The 17549-nt window shown below is 66.3% G+C and carries 14 protein-coding genes; 10 read left to right on the forward strand and 4 right to left on the reverse strand.

The features are described from left to right. The first annotated feature begins 4 nt into the window (after positions 1 to 4). The 7 genes from O3301_RS19580 (at position 5) to O3301_RS19610 (ending at position 9775) form a co-directional block, all read left to right on the forward strand. A complete protein-coding gene (locus O3301_RS19580; RefSeq protein WP_305057217.1) occupies positions 5 to 1129 on the forward strand; it encodes an ABC transporter substrate-binding protein in 1125 nt (374 codons plus the stop codon). Positions 1130 to 1158: 29 nt separating this feature from the next. After that, a complete protein-coding gene (locus O3301_RS19585) occupies positions 1159 to 2196 on the forward strand; it encodes a FecCD family ABC transporter permease (protein ID WP_369812213.1) in 1038 nt (345 codons plus the stop codon). Continuing rightward, entirely contained in the window at positions 2193 to 2978 is a 786-nt protein-coding gene (locus tag O3301_RS19590) for an ABC transporter ATP-binding protein (RefSeq protein WP_305057218.1), read from the forward strand. The genes O3301_RS19585 and O3301_RS19590 overlap by 4 nt, the downstream gene beginning before the upstream one ends. Continuing rightward, positions 2975 to 4711, forward strand: coding sequence for an ABC transporter ATP-binding protein (locus O3301_RS19595; RefSeq protein WP_305057219.1), 1737 nt, complete (start codon positions 2975 to 2977; stop codon positions 4709 to 4711). Before O3301_RS19590 ends, O3301_RS19595 begins: the two co-directional genes overlap by 4 nt. Beyond that, complete coding sequence (locus tag O3301_RS19600) at positions 4708 to 6450, forward strand: ABC transporter ATP-binding protein (protein ID WP_305057220.1); 1743 nt, start codon at positions 4708 to 4710, stop codon at positions 6448 to 6450. The genes O3301_RS19595 and O3301_RS19600 overlap by 4 nt, the downstream gene beginning before the upstream one ends. Before the next feature lie 70 nt (positions 6451 to 6520). After that, positions 6521 to 8608, forward strand: coding sequence for a TonB-dependent siderophore receptor (locus O3301_RS19605; RefSeq protein ID WP_305057221.1), 2088 nt, complete (start codon positions 6521 to 6523; stop codon positions 8606 to 8608). A 9-nt stretch (positions 8609 to 8617) separates the two neighbouring features. Next, entirely contained in the window at positions 8618 to 9775 is a 1158-nt protein-coding gene (locus O3301_RS19610) for a DUF1624 domain-containing protein (protein ID WP_305057222.1), read from the forward strand. Between the two features lie 7 nt (positions 9776 to 9782). Here O3301_RS19610 and O3301_RS19615 read toward each other — a convergent pair whose 3' ends face one another. The 3 genes from O3301_RS19615 to O3301_RS19625 form a co-directional block, all read right to left on the reverse strand. After that, entirely contained in the window at positions 9783 to 11654 is a 1872-nt protein-coding gene (locus tag O3301_RS19615; protein WP_305057223.1) for a hypothetical protein, read from the reverse strand. A gap of 107 nt (positions 11655 to 11761) precedes the next feature. After that, complete coding sequence (locus O3301_RS19620; protein ID WP_305057224.1) at positions 11762 to 12292, reverse strand: isochorismatase family protein; 531 nt, start codon at positions 12290 to 12292, stop codon at positions 11762 to 11764. A 43-nt stretch (positions 12293 to 12335) separates the two neighbouring features. Further along, complete coding sequence (locus tag O3301_RS19625) at positions 12336 to 13253, reverse strand: LysR family transcriptional regulator (RefSeq protein ID WP_289915689.1); 918 nt, start codon at positions 13251 to 13253, stop codon at positions 12336 to 12338. Positions 13254 to 13395: 142 nt separating this feature from the next. Between O3301_RS19625 and O3301_RS19630 the strand changes: the two genes are divergently transcribed. The 3 genes from O3301_RS19630 (at position 13396) to mmsB (ending at position 17139) form a co-directional block, all read left to right on the forward strand. Next, positions 13396 to 14592: an ABC transporter substrate-binding protein gene (locus O3301_RS19630; protein ID WP_369812214.1), complete on the forward strand. Its 1197-nt coding sequence runs from the start codon at positions 13396 to 13398 to the stop codon at positions 14590 to 14592. A 104-nt stretch (positions 14593 to 14696) separates the two neighbouring features. Beyond that, a complete protein-coding gene (locus O3301_RS19635; RefSeq protein WP_305057225.1) occupies positions 14697 to 16223 on the forward strand; it encodes a CoA-acylating methylmalonate-semialdehyde dehydrogenase in 1527 nt (508 codons plus the stop codon). Positions 16224 to 16233: 10 nt separating this feature from the next. After that, a complete protein-coding gene (gene mmsB / locus O3301_RS19640) occupies positions 16234 to 17139 on the forward strand; it encodes a 3-hydroxyisobutyrate dehydrogenase (RefSeq protein ID WP_305057226.1) in 906 nt (301 codons plus the stop codon). On the opposite strand, the gene O3301_RS19645 is transcribed toward mmsB, so the two are convergent. Beyond that, a complete protein-coding gene (locus tag O3301_RS19645; RefSeq protein ID WP_180278561.1) occupies positions 17136 to 17525 on the reverse strand; it encodes a DUF1090 family protein in 390 nt (129 codons plus the stop codon). The genes mmsB and O3301_RS19645 overlap by 4 nt on opposite strands. Positions 17526 to 17549 lie beyond the last annotated feature (24 nt).

Raw genomic sequence — 17549 nt, forward strand, 5'->3', positions numbered from 1 at the left:
TGCCATGAGAAAAATCGTATCCATGCTGGCCGCCGCGTTGTTGTCCTGCATCAGTTTGTCGGTTGAAGCCGTCACCGTCACCGACCTGGCGGGACGCACGGTGAACGTACCCGACAAGGTGCAACGCGTCGTGCTGGGTGAGGGCCGCCTGATCTACACCTTGTCCATCTTGGAAGGAAAAAATCCCTTTGCCCGCCTGGCGGGCTGGCAGGGCGATTTCCGCCACCTGGATGTGCAGGGCTACGCGGCCTACCGCAAGGTCTTTCCGCAAGCGGAGCAGGTGCCCCTGGTGGGCGCCACGTCGGCCGACAGTTTTAGCGTGGAAAAAGCGCTGTCCTTGCGGCCCGACCTGGCCATCCTGGCCCTGTCGGGCGGTCACGGCCCCGCGCCGGGCAGCGATGCCGTGCGCCAGTTGGAAGCGGCCGGCGTGCCCGTGATCTTTGTCGACTTCAGCAACCATCCGCTGGCAAATACCGTGCCCAGCATGCGCCTGATGGGCAAGGCGCTGGACCGCCAGGCGCAGGCCGCCGCCTTCATCGCTTTTTACGAAGAGCAGGTGGGGCAAGTGGCGCGCGCCGTGCAAGCGGCGCAGGCCAGACCGGGCTTTCGCCGTCCCGGCATCTTTGTCGACATGCTGGCGGGCTTGCAGGGCTGTTGCGGCTCTCCCGGCACGGGCAATTTCGGCGAGATGATCGCCCTGGCCGGTGGCGAGAATATCGGCGCCGGCAAGATTCCCGGCCCCATCGGCACCCTGAACCCGGAATACATCCTGTCGCGCGATCCCGACGTGTATGTGGCGACGGGCGTGTTCGCCAGCGGGCAGGGCGGCGTGACCCTCGGTTACCAGGCCACCTTGCCGCAGGCGCGCAGCAGCCTGCGCGCCGTGGCCTCGCGCACGGAAACGGCCCAACTGAGCGCCGTGCGCGAAAAAAATGGCAGGCGCTCGCACGGCCTGTGGCATGTGTTCTACGACTCGCCCGAACACCTGGTGGCGGTGCAGGCGCTGGCCAAGTGGCTGCATCCTGAGCTGTTTGCGAACCTGGACCCGGCCCGCACGCGCCTTGAAATGTATCGCCGCTTCATGCCGATTCCCGCCACGGGCGTGCTGTTCGTGGACATGCAGCCGTGAGCGCGGTGCTGACACAAGCGCCGCCTGCCATGGCGGCGGGCGTGGCGTACCGCCAGCGCCATGTGCGCCGCGTCATGCTGGTGGGCGCGCTGCTGTGCGCGCTGGCCGTCTCGCTGGCGCTGGACATCGCCACGGGACCGTCCGGCATGGGCATCACCCGCCTGTTCCAGGTGCTGCTGCAGCCCGATGGCGTGCCGCGCATGGAGCAGGTCATCGTGTGGGATGTGCGCCTGCCATATGCGCTGATGGCCGTGCTGGTGGGCGCCGCGCTGGCGCTGGCGGGCGCCGAGATGCAGACCATCCTCGTCAATCCGCTGGCCAGCCCGTTCACCCTGGGCGTGTCGGCCGCCGCCTCGTTCGGCGCCGCGCTGGCCATCGTCCTGAACTGGAGCTTGCCCGGGGTGCCGCCCCAGTACGTGGTGTCGGCGAATGCCTTCCTGTTTGCCTTTGCGTCGGTCGGCCTGCTGCACCTGCTGACGCGCTGGCGGGGCTTCGGCGTGGAAAGCCTGGTGCTGTTCGGCATTGCGCTGGTGTTTGCCTTCAATGCGCTGGTGGCCCTGCTGCAGTTTGTCGCCAGCCAGGACAGCTTGCAGCAACTGGTGTTCTGGACCATGGGCAGCCTGTCGCGCTCTTCCTGGGACAAGATCGCCATCCTGGCCGCGGCGCTTGCCGTGATCGCGCCCTGGGCCGTGCGCGACAGCTGGGCCATGACGGCGCTGACCATGGGCGAGGACCGCGCGCGCAGCTTCGGCGTCGATGTGCGCCGCTTGCGCATGCTGTCCCTGCTGCGTATCAGCCTGCTGTCGGCGCTGGCCGTGTCCTTTGTCGGCACCATCGGTTTCGTCGGCCTGGTGGCGCCGCATATCGCGCGCCTGCTGGTGGGCGAGGACCACCGCCTGCTGTTGCCCGCGTCCGCGCTGGCCGGCGCGCTGATCCTGTCGCTGGCCTCGATTTGCAGCAAGACGCTGATCGACGGCGTGCTGATCCCCGTCGGCATCGTCACGGCGCTGGTCGGCATCCCGTTTTTCATGGCCATCGTCATGCGCCAGCGGGGAGGTGCGGCATGAGTGGCTTGCTGGTGCGCAATGCCTGCGTGGCGTATGGACGGCGCGACGTGCTGCTCGGCGTCAGCCTGCCGCCCTTGTTGCCGGGCAGCGTGACTGCCCTGATCGGCCCGAACGGGGCCGGAAAATCGACCCTGTTGCGCGGCATTGCCGGCTTGCAGGCGATGCAGGGCGCCGTGCTGCTCGATGGCGTGGACCTGGCCAGCGGGCCGCAAGCCCGGCGCGCGCAAAGCATGGTGTACCTGCCGCAAAGCCTGCCCTCGCGCACGCGGCTGGGCGTGTTCGAGGCTGTGCTCAGCGCTGCGATGGCGGGGCGCAGCGAAGGCTGGCTGGGGGCGAAGGTCGATGCGGGCGCCGTGGCCAGGGTGGAGGCCGTGCTGGCGCGCCTCGACTTGCTGCCCCTGGCCAGCCGCCAGGTCGAGGCGCTGTCGGGCGGCCAGCGTCAACTGGTGGGCCTGGCCCAGGCATTGGTGCGCCAGCCCAAGGTGCTGCTGCTGGACGAGCCCACCAGCGCGCTGGACCTGTATCACCAGTTCCAGGTGATCGAGGCGATAGGGCGCGCCACGCGCGAACATGGCTTGATTACCGTCATCGTCCTGCACGACATCAACCTGGCGCTGGGCTGCGCCGACCAGGTGATGGTGCTGCACGATGGCGTGCTGGCGGCGTCCGGCGCGCCGCATGCCGTGATTGACGCTGCCCTGATCGCTCGCGTCTACCGGGTACGAGCCAGGGTACGCCAGCTCGACGCGGGTGCCGTCGTCTGCGTGGAGGGGACGCTGTGAGCGATTGGCGCGAGTTATCGGCCTTGCTGGCGCCCGTGCGGGGCCGCTTGCTGGGCGCTGGCGCGCTGCAGGCGCTGGCCGCCCTGTGCGGCGTACTGCCATATATTGCCATGGCGCAATTGGGCGCCTTGTTATTGGCATCGGATGTCGATGCTGGCCGCGCCCGGAATATGCTGTGGCTGGCACTGGCGGCGCTGTGCCTGCGTCAGCTGACGACGGTGCTGGGGCTGCACCTGACGCACCTGGCCGATGCGGACTTGCAGTGCCAGTTGCGCCTGCGACTGGCGCGGCAGTTGTCCAGGGTGCCGCTGGGCTGGTACGCGGGCAGCAATGCGGCCAGGGTCAACGAAATCGTGCACGGTGACGTGGCTGCGCTGCACCGCCTGGTGGCGCATGCACCGTCCGACCTGGCCGCCGTGGTCGTCGCTCCCGTGGCATGCCTGGCCTGGCTGCTGCATGCGGACTGGCGCATGACGGCCATCACCTTGATCGCGCCAGCCCTGGCCTGGTGGCGCTATTGGGGCATGGCCGCGCCAGCCTTCCGCGAGGGGCTGGCGCAGTTGCAGCGCACGGGTGGCGAGCTGGCGGCGGCGATGGTGGAGCTGGTGCAGGGCATGGCTGTCTTCAAGACGTATGCGCGGCAGACATTGCCGCAAGCACGCTTTGATGCGGTGGCGGGACGCCATGCGCGGCAGTTTCTGGCCTGGGTGCGGCGCTGGGGCGGCATGGGCGCGCTGGTCGATGTGCTGCTGTCGCCGCCCGTCGTGCTGGCTTTTGTCGTGAGCGGCGCCTGGCTGGGTGCGCAAACCTGGGCGATGGCGCCCGCGCAGATGCTGCCGTTTGCCTTGCTGGGCATGGCCTTGTGTGCGCCCGTGGCCGCGCTGGGACACGGCGCCGATGGCTTGAAGGGCGGTTTGGCGGCGGCGCGCAGGATAGGCGCCTTGCTGGCCGAGGCGCCCATGCCGCAGGCGCAGACGCCGTTGCTGCCCGCCGGCGACGATGTGTGTTTTGAACAGCTGCGTTTTGCCTATCCGGGCGGTACCGAGGTGTTGCACGGCATCGATTTATGCCTGCCTGCGGGCAGCGTGACAGCCCTGGTGGGGCCGTCGGGCGGCGGCAAGTCGACCCTGGCCATGCTGTTGCCGCGCCTGTGGGACGCGACGGCCGGCGCCGTGCGCGTCGGCGGCGTCGATGTGCGCCAGATCGATCCCTCCGTATTGTATGCGCGTGTGGGGTTTGTCTTGCAGCACACGCAAGTGCTGCGCCTGTCCGCGCGCGACAACATCCGCCTGGGCCGGCCGGAGGCGAGCGACGCCCAGGTGGAAGCGGCGGCGCGCGCCGCGCACATCCATGCCCGCATCACCGCCTTGCCGCAAGGGTATGACACCTTGCTGGGCGAAGGCATGGCGCTGTCGGGTGGCGAGGCGCAGCGCCTGGCGATCGCCCGCACCCTGCTGGCCGATCCCCGTATCGTCGTGCTGGACGAGGCGATGGCGGCCCTCGACCCCGAGTCGGAAGCGCAGGTGCAGGCTGGCCTGTCGGCCTTGCTGGCGGGACGCACGGTGCTGGTGGTGGCGCACCGGCTGCAGACCATCGTGCAGGCCGACCAGATCGCATTGCTCGACGGCGGCCGCCTGTGTGAGCTGGGCACGCATGCGCAGCTGCTGGCCGCGCGGGGCGCGTATGCGGCCCTGTGGGCGGCGCAAAGCCGGGTTGACGAGGTGGCGGCATGATCGCCGCCGTGCGTTTGCTGTTGCGCCTGCTTGATGGCGCGGCCGCCGGCAAGTTGCGCCTTGCGCTGGCGCTGATGGGGGCCAACAGTATCCTGAGTGCGCTGGCCCTGTGCATGCTGCTGCCGCTGCTGCGCGCCTGGCTGGCGCCGCAGCCGGGGCAGGCGCAAGGTGCATGGCTGGTCCTCTTTCTGCTGTTGGCAACGGCCAGCGCCGCGCTGCGCCATGTCACGCGCTTGAAAGGCTACGCGGCCGGCGCCCACTGCGCGCATGCGCTGCACCGGCGCCTGGCCGATAAAATCGTGCGCCTGCCGCTGGCCTGGTGCACGCCGCGCCGCGCCGGCGATATGCGCCAGCTGGCCTCTGGCGGCGTGATGACCGTGATGGGCGCGCCCGCGCATTTGCTGCAGCCGCTGTTCGATGCCGTGCTGGCGCCGCTGGTGGTCGGCTTGCTCTGGCTGGCCGTCGACTGGCGCCTGGGTGCGGTGCTGCTGCTGGCCATGCCGCCCTTGCTGTTCGTGTATCGCTGGGCGCTGGCCTGCGGCAGCCGGGCCGAGACGGCGCTGGCGGCCAGCAGCGCCGAGGCGAACGGCCGCGTGCTGGAATATATCGCGGCGCAACCCGTGCTGCGCGCTACGGGCCGGTCCGGGCTGGGCAGCGCCATGCTGGAACAGTCGCTCATGGCGCAGCGCCAGGCGGAAAGGCGTTCCCAGCGTTTGCTGTTCCCCGCCGCCCTCGGGTTTACCGTGGCGGCGCAGCTGGCGTATGCGCTGTTGCTGGCCATCGGCTTGCGCCAGGTGTTGGCCGGCGCCCTCGATGTGCCGGCGCTGCTGGCGACATTGATCGTCGCCACCGTGCTGGCCGAGGCGATGGCCGCCGTCGTGCACACGGGCGCTGCCCTGCAACAGGTGGCCCACGCCCTGCGCCAGTTCGATGGCGTGCTGGCGGAGCGGGAATTGCCCGTGCTGGCCTTGCCCGGCCGCGCGCCGGAACATGGCGCGCCAGTCGTCCAGGCGCGCCATGTCTGCGTGCGGCGCGGCGGACGTCCTATCGTCGACGCCGTCTCGCTGGAGATTGCTCCGCGTTCCCTGACGGTGCTGGCGGGCGCCTCCGGCTCGGGCAAGACGACCTTGCTGCAATTGCTGTGCCGCCAGCTGGATCCCGATAGCGGCGTGCTGCTGGCCGGCGGCGTCGATATGCGGACCAAGGACGACGCCGCGCTGGCCAAACTGGCGACACCGATGTTCCAGCATGCCTGGCTGCTGCCGGCCAGCTTGCGCGACAATCTGCGCCTGGGCCGGCAGATCGCGGCGCAGGATCTGCTGGCGGCGCTGTCGGCGGCCGGCCTGGCATCGCTGGCGCAGTCCTTGCCGCAGGGCCTGGACACGGTGGTGGGCGAGGGCGGCTGGACCTTGTCGGGCGGGGAGCGCCAGCGGCTGGCGTTCGCCCGCGCCTTGTTGAAACCCGCGCCGCTGATGCTGTTCGACGAACCGCTGTCGGCGCTTGACGCCATCAGCGAACGGCGCGCCATCGCCACCCTGGCTGGCTTGGCGCGTACCCATGCCGTGGTGGTCGCCACGCACCGGCTGGCGATTGCCGCGCAGGCGGACCAGATCCTGGTGATGCAGGCGGGGCGCATTGTCGAGCGGGGCACGCATGCGCAATTGCTGCGGCAGGGCGGCGTGTACAGCGGCATGCTTCGCCAGGCGGGCCAGGCACGGGGCTGGCATCTGGGAGTCTAGGTCTTTATTGAGAGTGAATTATCATTTATAATGCAATTCATTTGCATGTAATTTTCTTTCAGGAATCCCCATGTGCCTCTTTTTACAGCGTCCGATGGCGCTGCTGCTGGCCGCTGCCAGTCCGCTGGCCCTGGCGGACGGACCCGCTGGGCAGGATGTCGTCACCGTCAGCGCGGAGCGCCAGCATTACCGCAGCCTGTCGGCCACGGGTGCCACCAAGACGGATGCCTTGCTGATGGATTTGCCGCAAAGCGTGCGCGTGCTGACCGGCGACTTGCTGCGCGACGCGGGCGTGACGACCCTGGCTGGCGCGCTGGACCTGGCCAGCGGCATTGCGAAGCAAAGTCCGCTTGGCGGCCTGTGGGACAGCTATGCCATGCGCGGTTTCACGGGCGACCCGAATTTCGGTTCCGACTACATGGTCAACGGTTTCAGTTCCAGCCGCGGCTACAACGGCATGCGCGACGGCGGCAATACGCAGGCGGTGGAGGTGCTGAAAGGCCCCGCTTCGGCCCTGTACGGCAGGGGCGAGCCGGGCGGCACGGTGAACATCACGACGAAAAAACCGAAATTCGCGCCCGAATATGGCGCGGATTTTTCACTCGGCAGTTTCCAGACGCGCCGCGCCGCCGCCGACTTGACGGGGCCTTTGAGCGGCACCGTCGCCTACCGCCTCAACGCGGCGCATGAAGAAGGGCACAGCTTCCGCGATACCGTGAAGGTCGAGCGCAGCCTGTTTTCGCCTTCCTTCCTCTGGCTGCTGGGCGAACACACGACCGTGTCGTATGAAATCGAAGCGGTGCGGCAGCGCGCGCCGTTCGACCGGGGCGTGGTGGCCGTCAATGGCCAGCTGGGTCTTGTCCCCGTCTCGCGCTTCCTGGGCGAACCGGGCGACGGCCCCATGACGGTCAAGTCGCTGGGACAGCAACTGTTCATCCACCACGCGCTGTCCGACGACTGGACGGTGCAGGCGGGTGCTTCTTACCGCGACAGCGAATTGACCGGCTATTCGACCGAGGCGAACAAGCTGCTGGCCGATGGCCGCACCTTGAACCGCCAGCGCCGCCACCGCGATTTTTCGGCCACCGACGCGTCGGCCCGCGTCGAGCTGCTGGGCAAGTTCAGGACGGGGGCCCTGGAGCACGAGGTGCTGGCCGGTGTCGACGCCTATCATTTCGACGACCACCGGGTGCAGCTGCGGCGCAATCCGTCCGCCGCCAACGCCTATGCCATCGATATCTTCCATCCCGCGTATGGCGGCAAGGCCGATCCGCTGGCCCTGTCCATCTATACGCAGGAAGGGCAACGGGCGCGCGGCCTGTATGCGCAGGATCAGGTCGACCTGGGTGCGCAGTGGAAGGCGCTGGTCGGTGTGCGCCACGATACGTACACGCAGGACGTGACGAACAGGCGCCTGAATGTCAGCAACCGCCAGTCGCTGTCGGCCACCAGCCCCCGCGTGGGCCTCGTCTACCAGCCGACGAAGGCATGGTCGCTGTATGCGAGCGCGGCGAAGGGCTTTCGGCCCAACAGCGGCATCAGCATCGCCAACCAGGCTTTCCCGGCCGAGCGCAGCCGCTCGTATGAACTGGGCGCGAAGCTGGAAACGGGCAAGCTGACAGGTACCGTGGCCGTGTACGACATCCGCAAGCGCAATGTGCTGACGACAAATCCCGCCAACACGGACTTCGCCATCGCAGCGGGCGAGGTGGGCAGCCGTGGCCTGGAGCTCGACGTGTCGGGCGAAGTGGTGCGCGGCTTGCGCGTTTCGGGCGCCTATGCTTATACGGACGCCAGCGTCACGCGCGGCGACAATACGATCGTGACGGGCAGCCGCTTCGCCAACGTGCCGCGCCACAGCGCCAATGTCCTCGCCACGCAGCAGTTCGCGCTGGGTACGGGCACGGCCAGCGTGGGCGGCGGCGTGCAGTACGTGGGCGAGCGCCTGGGCGACGTCGCCGTCAGCAGCAGTTTTACCTTGCCGGCCTACACGACGGCCAAATTGCTGGCCTCGTATTCGCCCAACGCCAAACTGCGCCTGGCGGTGAATGTGGAAAACCTCTTCAACCGCAGCTACTATGCGAGTTCCTATAGTCAGCTGTGGGTGGCGCCGGGGGCCGAGCGCACGCTGACCCTGAATGCGCATTACCGTTTTTAAGCTATCACCATGACATCGACTTCTTCTGCTACCCTGCGCGCCCGCATCGCCGTCATCGACGTATTGCGCGGCCTCGTCATGCTGATCATGCTGTTCGACCATGTGCGCGAAACGGTCTTCCTGCACCACCAGGTGAGCGACCCGATGGATGCTGCCAGCGTCGATCCGGCCCTGTTCTTCACGCGCCTGGCGGCCCACGTGTGCGCACCCATGTTCGTCTTCCTGACGGGTTTGTCCGCCTGGCTGTACGCGCATCCGGCGGCCGGGTCCCGCAGCGCCAGCGGTTTCCTGTTCAAGCGGGGCTTGCTGCTGGTGCTGCTGGAACTGGTGTTCGTCAACTTCGCCTGGAGCGGGGCGTTTCCACCGGCCGTGCTGTATCTGCAGGTGATCTGGGTCATCGGCCTGGCCATGATGGCGCTGGCCGTGCTGCACCGGCTGCCATTGAAAGTGCTGGCGCTGCTGGGCGTGGCGATCATCGCGGGCCAGCATCTGTTGACCGGCTTGCGCGCGGAAGAGGGCAGCTTTGCCTATTATCTGCTGACGGTGCTGCTGCAACGGGGCTACCTGGTGGCCGACGGCGTCATGAAAATCAAGGTCAGCTACCCGCTGCTGCCATGGATAGGCGTGATCGTGCTCGGCTATGCGGCCGGGCCCCTGTATGCGCGCGGCCGGTCCGCCGAAGGACGGCGCCGCCTGTTGCTGGCGCTGGGCGGCGGCAGTTTGCTGCTCTTGGGCCTGCTGCGCGGTTTGAATATCTATGGCGAAACCTTGCCGTGGGTGGCGGGCGACACTGCCTTGCGCACGGCCATGAGCGTGCTGAACTTCACCAAGTATCCGCCATCGCTGGATTTCCTGCTGTTCACCCTGGGCCTGGGCCTGCTGGGCCTGGCCTGGCTGGAAAGCGTCGACAACTGGTTCACGCGGGCATGCGCCACCTTTGGCGGCGCGCCCATGTTTTACTATCTGCTGCATTTATACCTGCTGCTGGCCATCGGCCTCGCCTTGACGGCCGTGCTGGGCGCCAACCACGGTGCCCGGTATGGCGTCGAGCATGTCTGGCAAGTGTGGCTGATCGCGCTGGCTCTGATGCCCTTGCTGTACTTTCCCTGTCGCGCGTTTGCCCACTACAAGCGCACCTCGCAACGGGCGTGGGTGCGCTATTTCTGAAGCATGCCTACTTGCAGTACAGCCTGTCGATGCTGTGGCTGGACGCCAGATAATGCCGCGTCTGCCACGAAATCGCCACGCGGTAGGCGCATGGCGGATCGAGCGCCACGTTGACGGGGAAGCCGCCATTGTTGCCCGATAAATGCGGTCCGCCCGCACCGCCGCGGAACAGATAGTTGCTCGGTGGCGGCGGTGGGGTAAAGCTGGCGGCCGGCAGCGGTGGCGGCGGATGCTGGATGCCGTTGTTGTTGGAAATTGTGATATTGAAAAAGCGCAAATGCGGATGGTCGATCGTGTACAGGATATGCACGAGGCCGCCCGCGATGGGGTTGCAGGCATTGCTGCGCAGCTCTTCCAGATCCAGCGCCACGATGACGGGGGAGTTGTCGAAGACGATGGAGTCGAGCCCGTCCGTCGCCACCTGCGCAAGGCTGATGCCGTCGCGCACTTCGAAGCCCAGGCGGTAGCGGCGTATCGGTTCGCTCTCGGCCGCCGTCAGGCTGCGGCCTGCATCGAGGATGGGCAAGCCGCCCGGCAACTTGGCCGGATGCAGGCTGGTGATGGCCGGCGTATTCACCGTCAGTAGATCAAACGTGCGCAGGAAGATGTTGGGCGCCACGTTGACGACGGCCGTCGTGCCATCGCGCATGTCCACCGTGACGGGCTTGCCGTCCACCCGTATCCAGCCGCCCGCTTGCAGATCGCCCGCGTCGATGATGACGGGCGCCGAATCGGCGAGGCCCAGTCCGTTTGTATAAAACACATAGCCGACGTGCGTGCCCAGGATTTGCGTCAACGGCGCCAGGCTGGCCGGCGCCACCGTGGGCAGCGCCGTGGGATCGTCCGTGCCGCCGGGCCAGGACCATTCGCCGATCAGGAAGCGGTATTCGAGCGGGTTGGCGGGGATGGCGCTGTTGCGCAGCGGACAATTGCCCTTCAGGGTGACGCCGCCGGCGAAGACATACGAGGCGCCCGCGCCGCCCGCATAGCCTTGCGGGGAAAAGCCCGCCAGCGAGGGAAACGGGTGGATGTCGAAGATTTCCACCTGTTGCCAATGGGGCACGCCTTCCACGTCGGGCGGCAAGACTTCTTTCGAGCACAATTCGACGCAGAAACAGTGGCCCACGTTTTCGCGGCCCGGCTGGCGGCCGTTGGCCTGCGTTTCCGACAGGATGGTCACGCTGCCCAGCTGCGCCGTGAAATACACGTCGGGGCCGCTGGCGAACTCCACGTTGATGAAGGGCGAGAAGGGCGTCAAGGTGAAGTCGGACGTCAGGTAATCGATGCGGAAGCGTCCGCCGGCATCGGTGATCGCCTGGCCCAGCGCGTCGTCCTGCAGCCAGTCGGCGTCGAACGCCCGCACGGTGGCGCCGGCGATCGGCGCATGCGGCGCATCGCAGGTGCGCAGCCGGCCGCAGATGGTCCAGGCGCCGAAGCGGGCGCGCACCAGGCACCAGAAGCGTTGCGGCAGGCAATAGTCCCAGACGGCGAGGAAATCATTGTCGGCCTGGCGCCAGCGTGGCTGGAGCGTGGTGATGGAAAACTGCAGCGGCACGGGGTCTTTCGGCCCCGGTTTCAGATGCGGCACGGTAGGGCACAGGATGTCGACTTCGACGGCCTCGCCCTGGTAATCGCCTGCCAGGGTAAAACTGTAGTTGCCATCGTCGTCCGTGCGCGTTTCGGCCAGCAGAAAGGGGGCCTTGGCCTGCACTTCGTCATCGGTGAGGATGGCGAAGGTTTCCTTGGCGCTGGCCACGGCCAGGGCCGTGACGTTTTGCGACGCGCGCGGCCGGTACAGGCGCACGATGACGTGGGATAAGGCTTCAGGACACTCGGCGCAGATCAAGCCGCACAGCTTGCCTCGCAGGATATAGGCCATGATGGTTCCCTTGCTGAGATGGACGGCGCGCCGCTCGCAATGGCGGCGCTGTTACCAAGCTAGCAAATGGGCCGCCGAAGGGCTTGATCTGGCTTAAACCTCGCGTATTATTTAATTAACGCCAGCACTTCGCGGAAACGCGGATGCTTGCAGTCGCGCAACCACTCGAAGGCCAGCATCTCGACCGTCACCAGGTGGGCGCCCAGCTTGTCCAGGCGGGCCAGCGCCGCGTCGCGGCTGGCGGCCTGGCGCGAACCGACGGCGTCGATGGCGATGCTCACGTCATAGCCGCGTTCCAGCAGGCCGATGGCCGTCTGCAGCATGCACACATGGGCTTCGCAACCGGTGACGACGATCTGCCTGCGCCCGGCGGGTAGCATGTCCTGCAAGTCATCAAAACAGGCGCCGAAATGCGTCTTGTGCAAGGTCCGTTCGCACAGGGCGGCGATCTCTTCCACGTTCGGCCCCAGCCCCTGGCGGTTCTGTTCCGTGCCCAGCACGGGCACGTCGAGCAGGCGGGCGATCTTCGCCAGGCGCAGGTTTTGTGCCAGCACCAGGCCGGCATCGTGGATGGCCGGCATCAAGCGGCCTTGCAGGTCGACAATGACCAAAACGGCCTGGTTTGCATCCATCAGCATGGCGTTCTCCCTTATTCATTTGTGGCGACAGTGTAGCGCGCAGTCAGCTTGGCCAACTGGGCGTGGCCGTTTCGCCCATCAGGTAGGCGTGATTGAGGTCGATGGCGATGCGCAGGTAGTTCCACAGGGCGCTGACCCGGGCGATATTGCGCCGCTCGCTGGGCGAGATCATCCAGAAGGCGCGCAGCAGGTCGATCTCGCCGTCGAGCACGGGCACCAGTTCGTTCGACTGCTGCGCCACGAAGCATGGCAGGATGGCCAGCGCCTGTCCCGCGCGCGCCGCGTGGTACTGGGCAATGACGCTGGTGCTGCGAAACGCGCGCAGGGAATCGGGCGCCACGTTATCCATGTAGCGCAGCTCCGCGCTGAAGACCAGGTCGTCCACGTAGCCGATGATCGGGTGCAGCGCCAGCTGCGCCACGCTGGTGATTGGCGCGTGGCGCGCCAGGTAGCCTGGCGTGGCGTACAGTTTCAGGCGGTAGTCGGACAGCTTGGTCACGACATACGGCCCGGACAGGGGGCGCTCGATGGAGATGGCCACGTCCGCTTCGCGCTTGGACAGGCTGACGAAACGGGGCACGGCGATCAGGTCCACGCTGATGTGCGGGTATCTGCCGCAAAACTGCGCCAGGTGGGGCGCCAGCACGATGGCGCCGAAGCCCTCGGTAGCGCCCAGGCGCACCTGGCCCGACAGCAGGCGATTGTGTTCGCCCAGTTCCTCGGTGGCGGCAAACACCGTGCTTTCCATGGTTTCCGCGTATTCCATCAGGCGGTGGCCTTCGGGCGTCAGCTGGTAGCCCACGTAGTTGCGGTCGAACAGTTGCGTGCCCACTTGCTCCTCGAACTTGCGCATGCGCCGCGACACGGTGGAATGGTCGATGCCCAGCTTTTTCGCCGCATCGACGAGGCCGGCGCTGCGCGTCAGTTCCAGGAAGACCCGTACATTGTCCCAATCGAGCATGGCAAACCCTCTCTGTGCATTTTTGCAAAGGAATTATGCATTAATTTCACTTGAGTGCATATTTTTACACATGCAGAATGCAGATATACATATAAGAAAACCCATCCACCTGGAGACACGCATGAAAAAAACCGTTCTGGCCATGGGCGCGCTGGCGCTTTCCCTGTCGTTCACCGGCGCGCACGCGCAGATTTCCGATGGCGTCGTCAAGGTCGGCATCCTGACCGACATGTCCGGCCCGTATTCGGCCATGGGCGGGCGCGGCTCCGTCGTCGCCAGCCAGATGGCCGTCGAGGATTGTTTAAAAGCCGAATGCAAGGGCATGAAGATCGAGATACTCTCGGCCGACCACTTGAACAAGGCCGACATCGCCGCTTCCAAGGCGCGCGAATGGATAGACCGCGACAAGGTCGACGCCATCGCCGATCTGACCAATTCCTCGGTGGCCCTGTCCGTGCAAAAGCTGATGAAAGAGAAGGGCGGCATCGCCATGTTCAGCGGCCCCGCCACGGGGCGTCTGACGAACGAGGATTGCTCGCCGAACGGCTTCCACTGGATGTTCGACACCTATTCGCAGGCGGCCGGCACGGCAGCGGCGCTGACAAAACTGGGGCAGAAATCGTGGTACTTCGTCACCGTCGATTACGCGTTCGGCCATTCGCTGGAAAAGGATGCCAGCGAAGTCGTCAAGCGCAACGGCGGCACGGTGCTGGGCGCCGTGCGTCATCCGCTGAACGCGTCCGACTTTTCGTCCTTCCTGGTGCAGGCGCAAGGGTCAAAAGCGCAGGTGATCGGCCTGGCCAACGGCGGCGCCGACACGGTATCGGCCATCAAGCAGGCGCGCGAGTTCCGCATCGGCAGCGGCAAGGACCAGCGCCTGGCCGCCTTGCTGGTGTTCCTCTCGGACGTGCACGCGCTGGGGCTGGAAACGGCCCAGGGCCTCGTCTACGCGGACGGCTTTTACTGGGATTACGATGACCGCAGCCGCGCGTTTGCGAAACGCTTTGAAGCGCTCAACAAGGGCGCCAAGCCGACCATGGTGCAGGCGGGCGTGTATTCCAGCGTCTACCACTACCTGAAATCGGTGGCAGCCGCGAAGAGCGACGACTCGAAGGTCGTCGCCCAGAAGATGCGCGAGCTGCCCATCAAGGATGCCGTCATGAACAACGCTTCCATCCGCCCCGACGGCCGCGTGATCCACGACATGTATCTGGTGCAGGTCAAAACCCCGGCCGAATCCAAAGGCGCGTGGGATTACCTGAAGGTGCTGTCGACCATCCCCGCCGACCAGGCCTTCAAGCCGATGGATGCGGCGGCGTGCAACCTGGTCAAGAAATAATTTTCGGCGGATCAGCAGAGTGCCGGGGTCAGACCCGCCGGGTCTGACCCCAGATTTCCGCTGCTGTGACGCGACTTTCGCGTATCGAATTAATGGAGCCTCACATGAACCAAGCCCTCACTCACGCAGTCACCCCGGTCCCCGCCGTCCCCCTGCACATCGGCGGCAAGCACCATGCGTCCAGCAGCAGCGAATGGCGCGACGTCGTCAACCCGGCGACGCAGGAAATCGTCGCCAAGGTGCCGTTTTCCACGCCCGACGAAGTCAACCTGGCCGTCGCCACGGCCAAGGAAGCCTTTAAAACCTGGCGCAATACCCCGCTGGCGGCGCGCATGCGCATCATGCTCAAGTACCAGCACCTGATCCGCGAAAACATAGTCGCCCTGGCCGAACTGATCACGCGCGAACATGGCAAGACCTTGCCCGACGCGGAAGGGGAGGTCATGCGCGGCCTGGAAGTGGTGGAGCACGCGTGCTCAATCGCCACCCTGCAGCTGGGCGAAATCGCGGAAAACGCGGCCACGGGTGTCGATGTCTACAATATCTACCAGCCGCTGGGCGTGGGCGCCGGCATCACGGCCTTCAACTTCCCCGTCATGCTGCCGTGCTTCATGTTCCCGATTGCCATCGCCTGCGGCAATACGTTTGTCCTGAAACCGTCCGAGCAAGACCCGTCCTCGACCATGTACCTGGTCGAACTGATGTACCAGGCGGGCTTGCCGGCCGGCGTGCTGAACGTCGTGCATGGCGGCGCCGACGTCGTCAACATGCTGTGCGACCATCCCGACATCAAGGCCGTCTCCTTCATCGGTTCCACCCACGTGGGCACGCATGTGTACCGCCGCGCCAGCGAATCGGGCAAGCGTGCGCAATCGATGATGGGCGCGAAAAACCATTGCGTGGTGCTGGCCGACGCCAACAAGGAACAGGCGATCAATAACCTGATCGGCGCCGCCTTCGGCGCGGCCGGCCAGCGCTGCATGGCCAATTCCGTCGTGGTGCTGGTGGGCGAGGCCCGTTCCTGGCTGCCGGAAATCGTCGCCCGTTCGCAGGCCCTGAAAGTGGGGCCGGGCAGCGACCGCGATGCGGACCTGGGGCCGATGGTGTCGAAAGCGGCCATGCAGCGCGCGGAAAAGCTGATCCAGGCAGGCGTGGACGAAGGCGCGCAATTGCTGCTCGACGGCCGCGGCCACAAGGTGGCCGGCTACGAGGGCGGCAATTTCATGGGACCGACGATTTTCTCGAAGGTGGCAGCGTCGAATTCCGTCTACACGCAGGAAATCTTCGGCCCCGCCATGTGCGTGGTGGAGACGGACACCCTGGACCAGGCCATCGCCTTCATCAACGCCAACCCGAACGGCAACGGCACCTCGATCTTCACCTCGTCCGGCTGGGCGGGGCGCAAATTCCAGAACGAGATCGACGTGGGGCAGGTGGGCATCAACGTGGCCATTCCCGTACCCGTCGCGTATTTCAGTTTTACGGGGTCGCGCGCGTCGAAGCTGGGAGACCTGGGCCCGAACGGCAAACAGGCCCTGTACTTCTGGACGCAGACCAAGACCGTCACGGCGCGCTGGTTCGCCCCGGACGACGGCGGCAGCGGCGTCAATACCACCATCTCGATGAAGTAAGGAGGCGGCGATGAGCACCAATATCGTTTTCATCGGCCTGGGCAACATGGGCTTGCCCATGGCGCAGAACCTCGTGCGGGCCGGCCATGCGGTGACGGGTTTCGACTTGCTGCCGGCCAGCGTGCGGCAATTCGCCGATGGCGGTGGTCTGGTCTCCGATGACCAGGCGGCGGCGATAGGCCAGGCCGACATCGTCATCACGATGCTGCCGGCCAGCCGCCACGTGCTGGGTGCTTATTTGGGTAACCCTTTGGGGGACTCTGGCATCCTGGCGCAGGCGCGGCCCGGCACCCTGCTGATCGACTGTTCGACGATTTCCACCGAAGCGGCGCGCCAGGTGGGCCGCGCGGCGCAGGACAAGGGCATGCCGATGCTGGACGCGCCCGTGTCGGGCGGCACGGCGGGCGCCACCAACGGCACCCTGACCTTCATGGTGGGCGGTGAAGAAGCCGCGCTGGCGGCGGCGCGGCCTTACCTGGACGTCATGGGCAAGGCGATTTTTCACGCGGGCGGCTCAGGTTGCGGCCAGACGGTCAAGATCTGTAACAACATGCTGCTGGGGATACTCATGATCGGCACCAGCGAAGCGATACGCCTGGGCGTGGCCAATGGTCTGGACCCGAAGGTGGTGTCGGACGTGATGGCGAAAAGCTCGGGCCGCAACTGGACCCTGGAGGTGTACAACCCATGTCCGGGCGTGGCCGAGAACGTGCCCGCGTCGCGCGGCTACACGGGCGGCTTCGGCGTCGATTTGATGCTGAAAGACCTGGGGCTGGCCGTGGAAAGCGCGCTGGCCAGCGGAGCGAGCGTGCCGCTGGGCGCCTTGTCGCGCAACCTATATAGTTTGCACAGCAAGGCAGGAGCGGGCGCGCTGGACTTTTCCAGTATTTATCAACTGCTGGGCGAGAAGGCTTAAGGCTGTTGCGCCTGCAGGGCCGCCAACTCGGCCCTGGCTTTTTCCAGCTTGCCTTCCAGCTTGGCGATCTTCTTCGGCTCCTTGTTCGCTTCCTGGGCCAGGCGCAGCGAACGCTCCGTCTGGTTCACCTTGGCTTGCGCCTTGACGATTTTCTTGTTGTGGCGCTCGATCAGGGTACTGTCGCGGCAGTGGGCGTTGACTTCGTCGAGCGCGCGCGTCAGGCCCGCGACCTTGTCGGACAGGCCCTGTTCCTGCGCCTGGTGCAATTCGCTGCGGATGCTTTCGCGCTTGGCGGCGCAGCCGGCCAGCTGGGTGTCGGCGGCGCTGGCGCCCACGGAGGCTGCGGCGAGCAGCAGGGTCAAGGCGGTTGTGGCGAGGCGGTTCATGGCATTCCTGTGTAAGTGGTGGGC

The organism is Janthinobacterium sp. SUN211 (assembly GCF_030587315.1).
Taxonomy (GTDB): domain Bacteria; phylum Pseudomonadota; class Gammaproteobacteria; order Burkholderiales; family Burkholderiaceae_D; genus Janthinobacterium; species Janthinobacterium kumbetense.